This is a genomic window from Streptomyces sp. NPDC057963, assembly GCF_042887155.1.
Classification (GTDB): Bacteria; Actinomycetota; Actinomycetes; order Streptomycetales; family Streptomycetaceae; genus Streptomyces.
The window spans coordinates 720,547-735,949 of the sequence record NZ_JBHVPX010000003.1 but is presented as its reverse complement, the minus strand read 5'-3'; the positions used below and the strand labels follow the sequence as shown (position 1 = coordinate 735,949).

Below are 15,403 nucleotides of genomic sequence, written 5' to 3'. Positions count from 1 at the left end.
AGTGCGGGTCTTGAGGGCATGGAGGTGCCGTTGCGGGTGGCCGTGATGGGCTGTGTCGTCAATGGTCCGGGTGAGGCCCGTGAGGCGGATCTGGGCGTCGCGTCGGGCAACGGCAAGGGACAGATCTTCGTGAAGGGCGAGGTCGTCAAGACGGTGCCCGAGTCGGAGATCGTCGAGACGCTGATCGAAGAGGCCCTGAAGATCGCCGAGGGCATGGACGGCGCGGGGACACCATCGGGGGTTCCCGCCGTCACCGTGAGCTGAAACAGAACCAGAGAGGGCGCCCGAGCGTGACGATTCTGGAAAACATCCGGGGACCGCACGACCTCAAGACGCTGAGCGACGCGCAACTCGGCGAACTCGCCGAGGACATCAGGCAGTTCCTCGTCCGGGCAGTGGCGAGGACCGGCGGTCATCTGGGTCCCAACCTGGGGGTGGTGGAGCTCTCCATCGCGCTGCACCGGGCCTTCGACTCGCCCGTGGACCGCATCCTGTGGGACACCGGGCACCAGAGCTATGTGCACAAGCTGCTCACCGGGCGCCAGGACTTCTCCAAGCTCCGCGGCAAGGGGGGCCTCTCCGGCTACCCCTCCCGCGAGGAGTCCGAGCACGACGTCATCGAGAACTCGCACGCCTCGACCGTCCTCGGCTGGGCCGACGGCATCGCCAAGGCCCACCAGGTGCTGGGGCGGAGCGACCACGTCGTGGCCGTCATCGGTGACGGTGCCCTCACCGGCGGAATGGCCTGGGAGGCGCTGAACAACATCGCGGCGGCGCGGGACCGGCCGCTGATCATCGTGGTCAACGACAACGAGCGTTCGTACGCCCCGACGATCGGCGGCCTCGCCAATCACCTCGCCACCCTTCGAACCACCGACGGATACGAACGCTTCCTCTCCTGGGGCAAGGGAGTGCTCCAGCAGACGCCGGTCATCGGACAGCCGTTGTACGAGTCGCTGCACGGCGCGAAGAAGGGCTTCAAGGACGCCTTCGCCCCGCAGGGCATGTTCGAGGACCTCGGGCTCAAGTACGTCGGGCCGATCGACGGGCACGACATCGCGGCCGTCGAATCCGCCCTGCACCGGGCGAAGCGCTTCCACGGCCCGGTGCTGGTGCACTGCCTCACCGAGAAGGGGCGCGGCTATCCGCCCGCGCTCCGGGACGAGGCCGACCGTTTCCACACCGTGGGCGCGATGGACCCGCTGACCTGCGCACCGCTCGTGCCGACGGGAGCGCAGTCCTGGACCTCGGTGTTCGGGGACGAGATCGCCGAGATCGGCGCGGAGCGGCCGGACGTCGTGGCCATCACCGCGGCGATGCTGCACCCCGTCGGGCTGACCAGGTTCGCCGAGGCGTTCCCCGACCGGGTCTGGGACGTCGGGATCGCCGAGCAGCACGCCGCGGTCTCCGCAGCGGGACTCGCCACCGGCGGACTGCACCCGGTCGTCGCCGTCTACGCCACCTTCCTCAACCGGGCCTTCGACCAGCTGCTGATGGACGTCGCACTGCACAGGTGCGGGGTGACCTTCGTCCTCGACCGGGCCGGGGTCACCGGACCCGACGGGGCCTCGCACAACGGCATGTGGGACATGTCGGTGTTGCAGGTGGTCCCCGGACTGCGGATCGCCGCCCCGCGCGACGCCGGCGAACTGCGCGCCCAGCTCCGTGAGGCCGTGGACGTCGACGACGCACCCACCGTGATCCGGTTCCCCAAGGAATCGGTGGGGGAGCCGGTCCCGGCCGTCGGCCGGATCGGCGGCATGGACGTGCTGCACCGGGCGGACGGTGCCGATGTGCTGCTCGTGGCCGTCGGTGTGCTCGCTCCGGTCTGCCTGGGCGCCGCCGAACTGCTGGCGAGCGGCGGCATCCGCTGCACCGTCGTCGACCCGCGCTGGGTCAAACCGGTCGACGAACAGCTGGCACCGCTCGCCGCACGGCACCGGCTGGTCGCCGTCGTCGAGGACAACAGCCGTGCGGGGGGCGTCGGTTCGGCCGTCGGGCAGGCGCTGCGGGATGCCGGGGTCGACGTACCGCTGCGGACGTTCGGCATCCCCGAGCAGTTCCTCGGCCACGGCAAGCGCGCCGAGGTGCTGGCCGACATCGGGCTCACACCGGTCGAGATCGCCGGGCGGATCAGCGCGGCACTGGCCGCCAAGGAAGCAGCGACAAGGACCGAGGAGAGCGGGGCATGAAGGACGACGGGCCGAAGGGCTTCGATCTGGCGCAACTCCTCGCCGAGCGCGGCGCCGAGCGCTACGAGCTGCACACGAAGCACCTCAATCACCAGCTGCCCCGCATGCTGCGCACCATCGGCTTCGACAAGGTCTACGAACGGGCCGAGGGCGCGCACTTCTGGGACGCGGAGGGCAACGACTACCTCGACATGCTCGCCGGATTCGGGGTGATGGGCCTCGGTCGGCACCACCCCGTCGTACGCAAGGCCCTGCACGACGTCCTCGACGCGTCGCTCGCCGACCTCACCCGCTTCGACTGCCAACCGCTGCCCGGACTGCTGGCCGAGAAGCTGCTCACACACAGCCCGCACCTGGACCGGGTCTTCTTCGGCAACAGCGGTACGGAGGCCGTCGAGACCGCCCTGAAGTTCGCCCGGTACGCCACGGGCAGGCCCAGGATCCTCTACTGCACCCACGCCTTCCACGGGCTGACGACCGGATCGCTCTCGGTCAACGGGGAGAGCGGATTCCGGGACGGCTTCGCACCACTGCTGCCGGACACCGCCATCGGACTCGGGGACCTTGACGCACTGAGGCGTGAGCTGACCCGCGGCGACGTGGCGGCACTGGTCGTCGAGCCGATCCAGGGCAAGGGCGTCCACGCCGCGCCGCCCGGCTTCCTGCGGGCTGCGCAGGAACTGCTGCGCAAGCACAGGGCGCTGCTCGTCGCCGACGAGGTGCAGACCGGCCTCGGGAGGACCGGCGACTTCTACGCCTACCAGCACGAGGAGGGTGTCGAACCCGATCTGGTCTGTGTGGCCAAGGCCCTCTCCGGCGGCTACGTGCCGGTCGGGGCGACTCTCGGCAAGGACTGGATCTTCAAGAAGGTCTACTCGTCGATGGACCGGGTCCTGGTCCACTCCGCGAGCTTCGGCTCCAACGCCCAGGCGATGGCTGCCGGGCTCGCGGTCCTCGCGGTGATGGAGGACGAGGAGATCGTCGCGGGCGCGCGCCGCACCGGTGACCTGCTGCGCGAGCGGCTGACCGCGCTGGTCGGCCGCTATGAGCTGCTGCACGAGGTGCGCGGGCGCGGGCTGATGATCGGCATCGAGTTCGGCCGGCCGTCGTCACTGAAGCTGCGCAGCCGCTGGACCGTGCTGCAGGCGGCCCGCAAGGGCCTCTTCGCGCAGATGGTGGTGGTGCCCCTGCTCCAGAAGCACCGCATCCTCACCCAGGTCTCGGGAGATCACCTCGAAGTGATCAAACTGATTCCGCCACTGGTGATCGGGGAGCCCGAGGTCGACCGGTTCGTCACGGCGTTCACCGCGGTCATGGACGACGCGCACAGCGGCGGCGGGCTGATGTGGGACTTCGGCAGGACCCTGGTGAAGCAGGCCGTCGCCAACCGCTGACCCCGCGGGCCCTTCCGGCTTCACGCTGTTTGCCTCGGAGGCAAGAAATTTGCCTCCGAGGAAAAATCCTGGCCCAATGGGTACATGAACACTCCAGACGGAGGGGTGGCCGACGAGCTGCCCGAGGTCGCGCCACGACTGCGTGACCTGCGCCGCGGCCGTGGTCTCACCCTGGAGACCGCCGCCCAGCGGGCGGGGCTGTCGCCCGCCCATCTTTCCCGGCTCGAAACGGGCCGTCGGCAGCCTTCGCTGCCGATGCTCCTCGGTCTTGCCAGGATCTACGGTACGACGGTCTCCGAACTGCTCGGCGAGACGCCCCCCGAACGGGAGGCGATCATCCGCGGCGGGAAGTTCGAGGGGGCCGAGGCCGACGGCTGGATGTACCAGCAGGCCGGCGGCTCGGGCCGGGCGATGCAGGCGCTGCGCGTCCGGGTTCCGTACGGGGCGGAGGGTGATCTCGTCCGCGTCCACCCCGGCGAGGAGTGGCTGTACGTGCTCATCGGGCACCTCCGGGTCACGCTCGGCGAGACCGTGCACGATCTCGCCCCCGGTGACAGCGCGCACTTCGACTCGCTCACCCCGCACCGCATCACGGCCGTCGACCGCGACGGTGCCGAGCTGCTCTTCGTCCATACCCTGCTGCAGAGCCCCGCCGCCGAGCTGTGTCTCGGCAGCGGCATCCACCGTCGCTGACCGGCCCGTCCGGTCGTCAGAGAGGACCGTCATGTCCGATTCAGAGAACTTCGACCCGCTCGGGTCCAACAAGAACTACGAGGCCCAGGAGCGGAAGTTCCCGCGCGGCGTGGTGATCCGGCTGTTCGCCTACCTCATCGCCGGACACATCTTCGCGGCCTTCCTCTACCTGCTCTTCGCGGTGGCCGGCAAGGGCTGACCACCGCCGCCCGGCGGTTCGCGCTACGCCTCGTCCAGAAGCCGGCCGCGCAGCCGCTCCCGGGTCTCGGGGGCAAGCTTCAGCCCCTCGGAGAAATAGCGGTCCGTGCTGCCCCAGGTCTCCTCGATGGTGGCGAAGGCCGCGGCCAGATAGTCCGCATGGGCACCGAAGAGCGGATTGAGCAGCTCCATCACCTCGGCCGACATGCCCTCCGCCGAGGTGTCGCTGCGCCGGACCTTGTAGCGGCGGTGGGCGTCGTTGGACTTCAGGTAGTCGGCCTCGATGGCATCGCGCTCGACGCCGACCGCGAGCAGTGACACGGCGATCGACAGACCGGCCCGGTCCTTGCCCGCCGCACAGTGCATCAACGCGGGAACGCCGTCCTCGGCCAGGGCGTGCAGGACCCGGCTGTGCTCGGCTGTGCGGTCCCGGATGATCGAACGGTACGAGGTGATCATGCGGTTCGCCCCCTTGCCGTCCGCGAGGACCGAGCGCAGCTGATCGAGGTCGCCGTCGCGGACCATCCGCCAGAATTCCGCGCCGTCGGCCGGGTCGGAGAGCGGAATGCTGACATTCCGTACGCCGGGCAGCTCCACGTCCAGGCCGTCGAGCCGGTGGTCGGCCGCATTGCGGAAGTCGAAGACCGTGCGCAGACCGAGGCCGCCGAGAAAGAGCGTGTCCTCGGCGGTGGCGTGCGCGAGGTGACCACTGCGGAAGAGCCGCCCGTACCGCACCCGCCGGCCGTCGACGGTGGGCAGTCCGCCCACGTCGCGGAAGTTGCGGACGCCCGCCAGCTCGGGTTCCGTCGACGGGATCCGGGGCAACTGCTGCGTCACAGTGTCCTGCCTTTCTTGATGTCTCCTGGAGTGTCTGGCGCCGACGCGAGCCGTCGGCAAGGCCACTTCCGCGACGATACGACATTGATTCCTCAGGCAATCATCTCGGCCCATGGTTGTCGATACCCCGGCGAACCCCCGTGCCCCCGCGGTGAATCGGTCCGCCGAATTCCTCGCCGGACCGTTGCCCACTCACCCGGCGATGGTTGATGATGTGCGGAACTGTTGGAATGTGGGGGCAAGATGATCGAGACTGGCGACAAGGGCCGGACCTGGCTGCTCACCGGGGCGAGCAGCAGCTACGCACTGCGACTCACCGAGCGGGACGAACTGGTCCATCTGCACTGGGGGCCGCGGATCTCCCTGGCCGCTGCCGAGGCGCTGGCCGCGGCGCCGGAGCAGCCCGCCAGGGGCTTCGAGTCCCCGCTCGACGGCCACGAGGAGTACCCCGTGGAGGGCGGCCCCCGGTTCGTCCGCCCGGCTCTCTCGGTGCGTACCCCGGAGGTCCGCGGTACCGAGTGGGCCTTCTCCGGCGCCGCGGTGGACGGGGACGAACTCCGTATCGGCTTCACCGACTCCGTGCACCGGCTCGCGCTCACCCTGCACTACCGGATGCGGGACGACTCCGATGTCGTCGAGCGCTGGGCCACCGTCGCCCACGCCGGGGCGGACGGTCCGCCGCTGGAGCTGCTGCGCGCCGACGCGGCCGCCTGGGCGCTGCCGGCCCGCGACGCCTGGCGGCTGAGCCGGCTGCACGGCCGCTGGGCGGCGGAGTCGCGGCTCGCCCGGGCGGAGCTGATGTACGGCGAGAGCGTCATCTCCAGCAGGCGCGGCCACACCGGGCACCAGTACCTGCCGTGGGTCGCACTCGACGCCGACGGAGCGGCGACCGAGGAGAGCGGCGAGGTGTACGGCTGCGCGCTCGGCTGGTCCGGGTCGTGGCGGATCTCCGTGCAGCGGCTTCCCGACGGACTCGTGCAGATCACCGGCGGCGCAGGCCACGACGAATCGGGGCTGCTGCTGCTCATGCCGGGAGAGTCATACACCACGCCGGTCTTCGCCGGTCTGTGGAGCGGGGAGGGATTCGGCGGGGCGAGCCGTGCCTGGCACGCGTGGCAGCTGGCCCATGTGATCCCGGACGCCTCGAGTCCCCGGCCGGTGCTCTACAACTCCTGGGAGGCGACGGGCTTCGACATCGCGCAGGACCAGCAGCGTGCCCTCGCCGAGCGTGCCGCCGCGATGGGCGTGGAACTGTTCGTCGTGGACGACGCGTGGTTCGGGCAGCGCACCAGCGACCGGGCGGGGCTCGGTGACTGGACACCGAATCCGGACCGCTTTCCCGCCGGGCTCAAGCCGCTCGCCGACGAAGTCCACGGTCTCGGCATGCAGTTCGGTATCTGGGTCGAGCCGGAAATGGTCAATGCCGACAGCGATCTCCATCGCGCGCACCCCGACTGGGTGCAGCACTTTCCCGGGCGGAAGCGGACCGAGTTCCGTAATCAACTGGTGCTCAATCTGGCCCGCGCCGATGTGCAGGAATATCTCTGGGAACAACTGGACGCACTGCTCTCCAGCGCGCCCATCGACTACGTGAAATGGGACTTCAACCGCTCCTTCACCGACGCCGGCTGGCCGGGCGAGGAATATCCGCAGAAGCTCTGGATCGAGCATGTCGACGCCCTGTACGCGTTGATCGACCGTCTCCGGGCCGCGCACCCCTCGGTCGCCTTCGAGTCCTGCTCCGGCGGTGGCGGCCGGGTCGACCTGGGGATTCTGTCCCGTACGGACCAGGTGTGGACCTCGGACAACACCGACCCGCTCGACCGCCTCGCCATCCAGGAGGGCTTCGGCCAGATCCATCCGGCTCGGGTGATGGCCGCGTGGGTCACCGACAGCCCGAATACCCAGCTCAACGGCAGGGTCAGTTCACTGCGCTTCCGCTTCGTGAGCGCGATGGCGGGCGTGCTCGGGGTCGGTGGGGACCTCGCCGAGTGGAGCGAGGAGGAGCTGGCCGAGGCGCGGGCCTGGGTGGAGCTCTACAAGGAGATCCGGCCGGTGGTGCAGCACGGCGCGCTGTACCGGCTGCGCGCCCCGCGCGGTGGTCTCAGTGCGGTCCAGTACGTCCAGGGGGACGAGATCGTGGTCCTGACGTGGCTGGAGGCGCAAAGGTACGGGGAGCTGCCTCCGGCCCTGCGACTGTGCGGACTCGACCCCGCGGCGACGTACACCTGCCGTGACACGGGGGCGGTGCACCACGGCTCGGCACTGCTCCATCAGGGGCTGCACACCGGGCTCCGGGGGGATCTCGACGCAGGGGTGCTGAGGCTCCGACGCGCACGATGAGCACGAAATGTCCGTAATAGGTGCATTTGGTCAAACTTGCCCTGTCCGTACGGGAGATGATCGCGCTCTCGTGAGCGGAATCATATCCGTGACGGTGTGTACCGACGGGGCGGTCGGCCATTCCCTGCGCGGCACGGAAAGGCAAGATCCTTAATCCACGGAGTGTGACCGGAATTCCGCGCCGATTTCCTGGCGCGGATTCCGGCGTGGAACCAGTGGCTTGTTCTCGCCGTCCCGACTCGCTTACGGTCACCGTCAATCCGGATGGACCGCCTAATCCTGCCGCCGTCCGGAATTCACATCCACTCATCGTGTGGCAGGAGCGGGGGAACCAGGTAGGCCGCCGTCCGGAGAAATCCGGCCGGCTCGGGGTGAAGCCGCGCTCGCCGCGGCCGGGCATCTCCAGCCCGAACCCGACAGCTCACCTCGCAGGCGCCGGAGAGGAAGCACGTCATGCCCATATCGGGTAAGCACCGTCATACGAAGGCCGGCACCATCGCCCGTGGCATCGCCGCCGCAGGCGCCGGTGGAGCCGTCATCGCACTGCCGTTGTTCGGCGCCACGGGTGCCAACGCCGCGGAGCAGGCCGCCCCGGCCGCCGCCCCGCAGTCGGCCTCCGCCGTCGCGCACGCCGCCCCGGCCAAGCCGATCGCGCAGAAGCAGGCCGCCACCACGACGTACTCCGTCGTCTCCGGCGACTGGCTGTCGAAGATCGCCGCCGACCACAAGATCGAGGGCGGCTGGCAGAAGCTGTACCAGGACAACCGCGCGGTCGTCGGCGACGACCCCGGCCTGATCTTCCCGGGCATGAAGCTGACGCTCGGCGGCAAGGCGGCGGACCACTCCGCGCCCACCGGCGCGGGCGCGGCCCTCCCGTCGAAGGCCCCCTCGGCTCCCTCGTCGGCGGCGGAGAAGTCCGCCCCGGCAAAGACTGCCCCGGCAAAGACTGCCCCGGCGAAGTCCGCCCCGGCCAAGGCCTCGGCGGTCACGGAGTCCAAGACCTCCGCCACGGCCGGTCGGAGCACCGGCTCCGGCTACGCGCACCCGGTCCCCGGCAACCACACCACCGGTTACCGCGCCTCCGGCTCCAACTGGTCCAGCGGCAGCCACACCGGGATCGACTTCCCCGTCTTCACCGGCACCAGCGTGAAGGCCATCACCTCCGGCACCGTCGTCACCGCCGGCTGGGGTGGCGCCTACGGCAACCAGGTCGTCATCAAGCACGCCGACGGCCACTACTCGCAGTACGGCCACCTGTCCTCGCTCTCCGTCTCGGCGGGCCAGTCCGTGAGCACCGGTCAGCAGATCGGCCTCTCCGGCTCGACCGGCAACGCCACCGGACCGCACCTGCACTTCGAGGTCCGCACCGGTCCGGGGTACGGCTCGGACATCAACCCGATCGCCTTCCTGGCTTCGCACGGCGTCTACGTCTGAGCCGGACGGACGGGCAGCTGAGCAGCACGGCATGACCTGAGCAACACGGAAGGGGCGGTGCGCGGCGGCGCACCGCCCCTTCTGCTTATTCCCCCTTTACCAAGATCTGACCGGGTGGTCTATCTCACCAACCGTCAACCCCTTATTACGGTCGCGTAGGTCACATTCGGCAGTGCAGGATGGGCGTTTGTGGCAGACGATTCGAGAAAAAATCAACGTGGCGTCATCAACCGACATGGTGTCATCGGGTCGTACGCAGCGATTGGCGACAGTTTCACCGAAGGGGTGGGCGACCCCGGTCCGGACGGGGCCTTCGTCGGCTGGGCGGACCGATTCGCGGTACTTCTCGCGGACCAGCTCCCTGACCCCGATGCGGAATCGAGCACCGAGGCTTCCGCACACGGGAATTTCAGATATGCCAATCTCGCCGTACGCGGACGCCTCCTCGACCAGATCGTCGAGGAGCAGGTGCCGCGCGCCAAGGAGCTCGCACCCGACCTGGTGAGCTTCTGCGCGGGCGGCAACGACATCATCAGGCCCGGCACCGACCCCGACGACGTGGCCGAGCGCTTCGAGCGCGCGGTCGCCGAGCTGACCGAATCGGTCGGCACCGTGATGGTCACCACCGGCTTCGACACCCGTGGCATCCCCGTGCTGCGCCATCTGCGCGGCAAGATCGCCACCTACACCGCCCATGTGCGGGCCATCGCCGACCGCTACGACTGCCCGGTCCTCGACCTGTGGTCGCTGCGATCCGTCCAGGACAGGCGTGCCTGGGACGACGACCGGCTCCATCTGTCGCCCGAGGGACACACCAGGGTCGCGCTGCGCGCCGCCCAGGTCCTCGGCCTCGACGTGCCGGCCGACCCCGACCAGGAATGGCCCCCGCAGGCACAGCGCGGCACGCTCGAAGTACGGCGTGACGACATCCACTGGGCGCGCGAGTACCTGGTGCCGTGGATCGGCCGACGGCTGCGCGGCGAGTCCTCCGGCGACCATGTCGAGGCCAAGCGGCCCGACCTGCTGCCTCTCTAGACGGGGCCGCGGCCGTGGTGTCCTCGCTCGCCGGACGGGCCTGAGCCCCGGGCCCGTCCGGCGGCTCCGGCCCGTCCGGCGAGGGAAGACAGCGGTGGCGCCGGTATCCGCTCCAGCACCCCGCCCGCGAAGACGTCGTACAGCGGCAGCGTCTCCAGATGCACATAGCCGATGTGGCAGTCGCAGACGGCCAGCGGACAGGCGCGTGGGCCGAGCGAGCGCCGGTAGCTGCCGTCGTAGAGATTGCCGAGTTCCGCCGGGACGAAATGACAGCGCCGCACCGTGCCGTCGCCGTCCACCGACACGACCGACTCGCCCGTCCGGCAAGGCAGCCCCGCCGACCGGTGCGGATGCCGGCTGTACGGGAAGAGCGGGTCGATCGCCGTCCAGCGGTCCGCCTCCTCGTCCGTATAGGTGTGCCCCTCCGCGGCGTTCACCCAGAGGTAGACCTCGTCGGGCAGCGCGGCACGCAGCCGCCGAGCCTCGTCGAGATGGTCGTCGAGCCCGACGACACCCACGCTGTGGCGAATGCCCAGCGCGGCCAGCTCCCCGCACCTGCCGACGAACCGCTCGTACGGCGTCTGCCCCGGGTGGTACGTGCACCACAGCGCGATCTTCTCGCGGCCGGCGTCCCCGGCCTCCGCCAGCCAGCCCGTGCGGCCGCTGAGATTGGTCTGGATCGCGACCCGGCCGATGTGCGGCAACTGCGCCAGCTCGACCAGCGCGCGCCGGTACCAGGAGCGCACCAGGCCCTCGCCCCACGGGGTGAACAGGACCGAGATCCGGTCACCGGTCTGCGCCGCGGCCCACGCGGTGAACCGCTCCAGCGCGGCGCGGTCGGCGCGCAGTTGCTCCCGGCTGTCGCGCCTCTTGGCGAACGGGCAGTAGGGGCAGTCGTAGTCGCAGGAGGCGAGCGGACCGCGGTAGAGGATGGTCAGGTCCACGGGCGCGCTCACTTCAGTTCGTACGCGGCCATCGCGGCCCGCACATCGGGGGAGAAGAGTTCCGGGCCCAGGGCGTCGGAGTGCGCCAGGCCCTCGGGGGAGAGCCGCAGCAGCCCGGACGCCCCGGCCGTCGCGTCGAGCCAGCCGCGCGCCTCGAACCGGGCCAGTTCGGCCGGGAAGTCGTCGGCCGGGGAGGCGCCGAACCGCTCCCGGTAGTCGGCCAGTCGCAGCCCCTTGGCCTGGAGCACCGACTGGAGGAGGTGGCGCCGGCGCGCTTCGTCGCCGTCGGCATACCGCCCGACCTCGGCGCGCGAGAAGTCCTCGGTGGCCGTGTACGTGTCGATGATCGCCCGGACCTCCCGCATCTCCACGGCGTAGTCGAAGGAGTAGTGCAGCCGCGTGGTGTACGAGCGGGCGCCGCACCCCAGGCCGATCATGCCGTCGGTCTGGCAGGCGTAGTCGTCGGGGCCGTCCGTCCGCGGGGCGTCCGCGCGGCGGAACATCCGCATGGACACCTGCTCGTAGCCGTGCGCGAGGAGGTGGTCGCGGCCCGCGCGGTACAGCCGCAGCCGCTGCTCGTCCCAGGCGGCGTCCGCCGCCGCCTCGCCGTCGGCGCCGAGCCGCCCGAGACCGGTCAGCGGACGCACGTACAGCGGGTAGAGGTACAGCTCCTCCGGCCGCCAGCCGAGCGCCGCGTCGAGCGAGGTGCGCCAGCTCTCCTCGGTCTGCCCGTCGATGCCGTAGATCAGGTCGATGTTGAGGATCGGGATCCGGGTCTCCCGTATCCGGTCCAGTGCCGCCTCCACATCGGCCCGCCGCTGCGGTCGCACGGCCGCACGCGCCTCCGCTTCGACGAAGCTCTGCACTCCGATGCTGATCCTGGTCGTACCGCGGTCGGCGAGCACGGCCAGCCGGTCGGCCGTCGCGGTCGACGGCGACGTCTCGACCGACAGCGGAACGGCCCGCAGATCGGCGCCCATCCGCTTCTCGGCGATGTCGCAGAGCCGTTCCAGCTCCGCCGCGGTCAGGAACGTCGGAGTGCCCCCGCCGAACGCCGCCGCGGCGAACCGCACCGGCTCCGCGTCGCCCAGCGCGTCCCGGACCGCGGTGGCCTGCCGGTCCAACGCGTCGAGATAGCGGGTCGTCAGCTCGTCGGGGGCACCGATCCGGGTGAAGAGATTGCAGAAGCCGCAGCGGACCTCGCAGAACGGTATGTGGAGATAGAGCGAGAGCGCGTCCTTGCGCTCGGCCGTCCACAGCTCGCGCAGCGCCGGCCGCTCGGCGAGCGGGCGGTAGGCCGTCTTGTGCGGATAGGCGTAGACGTAGCTCTGGTACGGGCGGGTGGACCGCGCGACGGTCGTGGTGCGGCTCATGGTGCGGTGGCCCCCGGTTCCAGGAAGAAGTGCGCGTAGGGAACGGTCCAGACGGACTCGTGGCCGAGCCGGTGACCGGTGTAGCCGTCGTCCCCGTACGCCGTGCCGTGGTCGGAGCAGACGATGGTGAAACAGCGGCGGCGGCTGCTCGCGGCGGCGAAGAGCCGGCCGATGTGGGCGTCGACGTACTCCAGCGCGGCGGCGTGGGTGGCACGGGAATCGCCCGCCTCGCGAGTGGCCCCCGGCTGGTGGAACCAGTTGGGCTGGTGCAGGGCGGACACGTTGACGAAGAGGAACAGCCGCTGCTCGGCGGGGAGTTCGGCGACGACCCGCTCGGCACGGGCCACCTGCGCCTCGAAGGAGCTCGGCGACGCCACACCGAACTCCGGTTCCCAGTGGCTCTCCTGGAACATGCCGGGCAGCACGGAGCCCAGTGGTCCCTGCCGGTTGAAGAAGCCGACGCCGCCCACGCACACGGTGCGGTATCCCGCGCCGGCCAGGCCGGACAGCAGATCGGGGGTGTCGAAGACAAAGGTGCCCGAAGCGGTGGACTCACTGCCCGCGAAACGCGCCGCGAACAGCCGGGGGTGCGGCCCCGGGCCGGCCGGCGTCGGTAGGAATCCAGCGAAGATCGCCTGGTGGGAGGCGTAGGTGAAGCTGCCGGGCGCATGCCGCTTCTCCCAGACACCGCCCGGCAGATGGCGCGCCAGATGAGGGATGCGCCCGGCGGCGGCGAGCTCCGCCGCCACGTCGTAGCGCAGTGTGTCGAGGGTGACGAGCAGAAGGTCGTGGCTGCCCACGACCTCGCTCATGTCCGGGTTCCGGGCCTCCGCGAGAGCGGGCACGGTGTCAGGGAGTGGCGGCTGCACGGTGGTTCCTTGCTCTGTTCAGTACGGCGGCGACCTGCGCCGCATAGGTGTCCCGGCCCTCGGCGCCGCTGCCGGGAAGTCCGGTCAGCCGCGGAAGCAGATCGCCGAAGGCGTTGACCTCGCCGACGGCGAAGCGCCGCCAGCCGGTCGCGGGCAGCAGATCGACGCCCACGCACAGCGTGTCCGGGAAGCACGCCGCGGCCCGTTCGCACATGGCCAGGGCCTCGGCCCAGCTGCCGCCCGCGGCCTCGACGGCCGCGCGGACGTCGTCGAGACTGCCGCGCGCGCCGCCGAGGTGGAGATTGGTCATGGGGGAGTGACTGGTGCGCACGACGGCATGGGTGGCCCGGCCCGCCACCACCACGACCCGCAGGTCCGCCGCCCGCCCCTGCTGGGTGGCCTTGGGCAGCCAGCGCTCGATGTGCAGTCCGTCCGGTGCGAGCGTGTCGACGATCGCCGCGACCTCCCGCTCCGTCGTACAGCGGCGCACCCGCAACGAGTTGTGGAGCCGGCCCGCCGGGTCCCGCTCCACCGATGTGGTGGCCCTGACCCGGCCGGGCCCGGCCGTCTCCACGGCCAGGACCCCCGAGGCGGACGAGCCGTGCGCGAGCTTCACGAAGGCCCTGGGCATGCGGTGGGCCGTCATCCGCTCGCGTACGTCCGCCCAGTCACGCACCGCGGGCGCCGCGGCCCCCGAAGTCGGCGAGGCCGGTACGCGCACTCCGGCGCCGTCCAGCACGGCGTGGCAGAGCCGCTTGTCGAAGAGCACCGCGACATCGCCGGGGTCGTCGAGCAGCACGGCGCCGGCAGCGGCGGCCGCCCGTGCCACCGCCCGTACGGCCTCGGTGAACCGGGCGTACCACAGGGCGGTCCCCTCGACCCTGGTCGGATCCTCGACCGCCCGGAGCAGCCGCTCCACCTCGGCGTCCTCGCCGGGCGAGTCCATCCGTACGGTCTCGCCCGGCCGGAAGGCGGCCTCGCCGCGCAGGACGTCCAGCCAGGGCACGACGCGCGCCGCCGGCAGCCCGGCGGCGCGCACGGCGTCCTGGAAGAGTGCGACCCGGCGGTTCCCGGGCACACCCACGACGGCGAAGCGCGGCGCCGGGCCGGCGGTACTACTCGCTGACGGCGACATAGCGGTCGTCGTCCTCTTCCGGATCCCAGTACTCGACCTCGTCGATCTCACCGTTCACCCGATCGGAACCGAGCAGGTTCCTGAGGCGGTCCATCAGCGAGGCGCTGATGTAGTGGTGGTGCAGATCCAGCGAGGCGAGATGGGTGAGCGGCTGGCCCGAGAGCAGCGCTTCGGCGCCCTCGTCACTCAGGGTCCCCATCGCGAGGGAGAGCGACTCCAGCTGGGCGACGACCGGAGCGGAGGCCACCGCGGCCGCGATCTCGTCCTGGATCTCGCTGTTCTGCAGCCCCAGATGGCGCAGGGCGGGGAACGCCGCGCCGGACAGCAACGGGGCGAGGTCCCCGACCGTCGCGTCCCCACCGTATTCGCTGACACCGAGCCAGAGTTCGAGGTGTTCCAGTGCGGGCAGCTCCGAGGCTCCGACCGCCCGCACGACGGCGGAAGGCAGACCGCCAGACTCGAACCGCAGCTTCTTGAGCGACTCGTGCCGAACCGGCCGCAGATCGAGTGACGTCCGGCCCTCGATCCGGTTGCCGCAGCCGCGTACCGTCAGCTCCTCCAGCTGTTCGAACGCCTCGATCAGCGGCGTGATGTCGGACATGACCAGCCACGACAGCTCGCACTCCTCGCTGACGACATCGGCGAGGAAGAGCGCCCGCAGGGCCGGGAAGCGGTCCGCGTGGGCGGTCAGCAGCTCGATGACCGGGGCGACGGACTCGTAGTCGTTGTGCCACCAGGGGCCGATCAGCAGGGCCCGGACACATGAGGTGTCGACCGTGGCCAGGAAGTGCTGCCAGAGTGCGGGGAACGCCGGATCGCCGTCCCAGTCGCTCTGCAGCCGCCAGGCGACCGAGTCGGCGGCCGGGAGGGGCTCGGTGCGGGCCCCGTCAGGTCCCGGCAGGGTCAGGACGGGAAGACCGTGAAACGTCTCGGGGTGTTCGATGTCGGTCATCGCC

The 15,403-nt window shown here is 70.6% G+C and carries 14 protein-coding genes, 2 pseudogenes and 1 riboswitch; of the genes and pseudogenes, 9 read left to right on the top strand and 7 right to left on the bottom strand.

Annotation, left to right across the window (positions count from 1 at the left end):
• From ACFVT1_RS10275 to ACFVT1_RS10255, 5 genes are all read left to right on the top strand, one after another.
• On the top strand, positions 1 to 264 hold a 264-nt coding region (locus ACFVT1_RS10275), incomplete at its 5' end, for a flavodoxin-dependent (E)-4-hydroxy-3-methylbut-2-enyl-diphosphate synthase (protein ID WP_389794039.1).
• Positions 265 to 290: 26 nt separating this feature from the next.
• The gene (gene dxs / locus ACFVT1_RS10270) at positions 291 to 2,192 is read left to right on the top strand and encodes a 1-deoxy-D-xylulose-5-phosphate synthase (protein WP_389794037.1); all 1,902 of its coding nucleotides are present in this window, start codon (positions 291 to 293) and stop codon (positions 2,190 to 2,192) included.
• Entirely contained in the window at positions 2,189 to 3,586 is a 1,398-nt protein-coding gene (locus ACFVT1_RS10265; protein ID WP_389794035.1) for an aspartate aminotransferase family protein, read from the top strand. Before dxs ends, ACFVT1_RS10265 begins: the two co-directional genes overlap by 4 nt.
• A gap of 84 nt (positions 3,587 to 3,670) precedes the next feature.
• Positions 3,671 to 4,279: a helix-turn-helix domain-containing protein gene (locus ACFVT1_RS10260; protein ID WP_389794033.1), complete on the top strand. Its 609-nt coding sequence runs from the start codon at positions 3,671 to 3,673 to the stop codon at positions 4,277 to 4,279.
• Between the two features lie 31 nt (positions 4,280 to 4,310).
• On the top strand, positions 4,311 to 4,478 hold the full coding sequence (locus ACFVT1_RS10255; RefSeq protein WP_389794031.1) for a DUF6126 family protein: 168 nt from the start codon (positions 4,311 to 4,313) through the stop codon (positions 4,476 to 4,478).
• A 23-nt stretch (positions 4,479 to 4,501) separates the two neighbouring features.
• Here the strand turns inward: ACFVT1_RS10255 and ACFVT1_RS10250 are convergent, their stop codons facing one another.
• Positions 4,502 to 5,314: a tyrosine-protein phosphatase gene (locus ACFVT1_RS10250; protein ID WP_389794029.1), complete on the bottom strand. Its 813-nt coding sequence runs from the start codon at positions 5,312 to 5,314 to the stop codon at positions 4,502 to 4,504.
• 243 nt (positions 5,315 to 5,557) lie between these two features.
• On the opposite strand from ACFVT1_RS10250, the gene ACFVT1_RS10245 reads away from it, so the two are divergent.
• Complete coding sequence (locus tag ACFVT1_RS10245) at positions 5,558 to 7,657, top strand: alpha-galactosidase (protein ID WP_389794027.1); 2,100 nt, start codon at positions 5,558 to 5,560, stop codon at positions 7,655 to 7,657.
• Between the two features lie 293 nt (positions 7,658 to 7,950).
• Positions 7,951 to 8,105: riboswitch (cyclic di-AMP (ydaO/yuaA leader) on the top strand.
• Between the two features lie 5 nt (positions 8,106 to 8,110).
• Positions 8,111 to 8,419 (top strand): annotated as a pseudogene (locus ACFVT1_RS10240) (peptidase); the annotation flags it as partial.
• Between the two features lie 170 nt (positions 8,420 to 8,589).
• On the opposite strand, the pseudogene ACFVT1_RS10235 reads toward ACFVT1_RS10240, so the two are convergent.
• Positions 8,590 to 8,646, bottom strand: a pseudogene (locus ACFVT1_RS10235) (hypothetical protein); the annotation flags it as partial.
• Positions 8,647 to 8,773: 127 nt separating this feature from the next.
• On the opposite strand from ACFVT1_RS10235, the gene ACFVT1_RS10230 reads away from it, so the two are divergent.
• Both ACFVT1_RS10230 and ACFVT1_RS10225 read left to right on the top strand, forming a co-directional pair.
• Positions 8,774 to 9,091, top strand: a complete 318-nt coding sequence (locus tag ACFVT1_RS10230; protein WP_389794085.1) for a M23 family metallopeptidase — start codon at positions 8,774 to 8,776, stop codon at positions 9,089 to 9,091.
• Positions 9,092 to 9,280: 189 nt separating this feature from the next.
• A complete protein-coding gene (locus ACFVT1_RS10225) occupies positions 9,281 to 10,126 on the top strand; it encodes an SGNH/GDSL hydrolase family protein (protein WP_389794025.1) in 846 nt (281 codons plus the stop codon).
• Here the strand turns inward: ACFVT1_RS10225 and ACFVT1_RS10220 are convergent.
• Genes ACFVT1_RS10220 through ACFVT1_RS10200 form a run of 5 tightly spaced genes read right to left on the bottom strand, consistent with a single transcriptional unit; the run spans position 10,123 to position 15,399 of the window.
• Complete coding sequence (locus ACFVT1_RS10220) at positions 10,123 to 11,070, bottom strand: STM4011 family radical SAM protein (RefSeq protein WP_389794023.1); 948 nt, start codon at positions 11,068 to 11,070, stop codon at positions 10,123 to 10,125. The genes ACFVT1_RS10225 and ACFVT1_RS10220 overlap by 4 nt on opposite strands.
• 8 nt (positions 11,071 to 11,078) lie before the next feature.
• Complete coding sequence (locus ACFVT1_RS10215; RefSeq protein WP_389794021.1) at positions 11,079 to 12,443, bottom strand: STM4012 family radical SAM protein; 1,365 nt, start codon at positions 12,441 to 12,443, stop codon at positions 11,079 to 11,081.
• Positions 12,440 to 13,255: an STM4013/SEN3800 family hydrolase gene (locus tag ACFVT1_RS10210; RefSeq protein WP_389794084.1), complete on the bottom strand. Its 816-nt coding sequence runs from the start codon at positions 13,253 to 13,255 to the stop codon at positions 12,440 to 12,442. The genes ACFVT1_RS10215 and ACFVT1_RS10210 overlap by 4 nt, the downstream gene beginning before the upstream one ends.
• Positions 13,256 to 13,292: 37 nt before the next feature.
• On the bottom strand, positions 13,293 to 14,447 hold the full coding sequence (locus ACFVT1_RS10205) for an STM4014 family protein (protein ID WP_389794019.1): 1,155 nt from the start codon (positions 14,445 to 14,447) through the stop codon (positions 13,293 to 13,295).
• The gene (locus ACFVT1_RS10200) at positions 14,428 to 15,399 is read right to left on the bottom strand and encodes an STM4015 family protein (protein ID WP_389794017.1); all 972 of its coding nucleotides are present in this window, start codon (positions 15,397 to 15,399) and stop codon (positions 14,428 to 14,430) included. Before ACFVT1_RS10200 ends, ACFVT1_RS10205 begins: the two co-directional genes overlap by 20 nt.
• Positions 15,400 to 15,403 lie beyond the last annotated feature (4 nt).

Bases quoted from the DNA above. Each gene is read 5' to 3' on its own strand.
- ACFVT1_RS10265 (WP_389794035.1), top strand. From the start codon at position 2,189: ATGAAGGACGACGGGCCGAAGGGCTTCGATCTGGCGCAACTCCTCGCC.
- ACFVT1_RS10260 (WP_389794033.1), top strand. From the start codon at position 3,671: ATGAACACTCCAGACGGAGGGGTGGCCGACGAGCTGCCCGAGGTCGCG.
- ACFVT1_RS10255 (WP_389794031.1), top strand. From the start codon at position 4,311: ATGTCCGATTCAGAGAACTTCGACCCGCTCGGGTCCAACAAGAACTAC.
- ACFVT1_RS10245 (WP_389794027.1), top strand. From the start codon at position 5,558: ATGATCGAGACTGGCGACAAGGGCCGGACCTGGCTGCTCACCGGGGCG.
- ACFVT1_RS10215 (WP_389794021.1), bottom strand. From the start codon at position 12,443: ATGAGCCGCACCACGACCGTCGCGCGGTCCACCCGCCCGTACCAGAGC.
- ACFVT1_RS10210 (WP_389794084.1), bottom strand. From the start codon at position 13,255: ATGAGCGAGGTCGTGGGCAGCCACGACCTTCTGCTCGTCACCCTCGAC.
- ACFVT1_RS10205 (WP_389794019.1), bottom strand. From the start codon at position 14,447: ATGTCGCCGTCAGCGAGTAGTACCGCCGGCCCGGCGCCGCGCTTCGCC.
- ACFVT1_RS10200 (WP_389794017.1), bottom strand. From the start codon at position 15,399: ATGACCGACATCGAACACCCCGAGACGTTTCACGGTCTTCCCGTCCTG.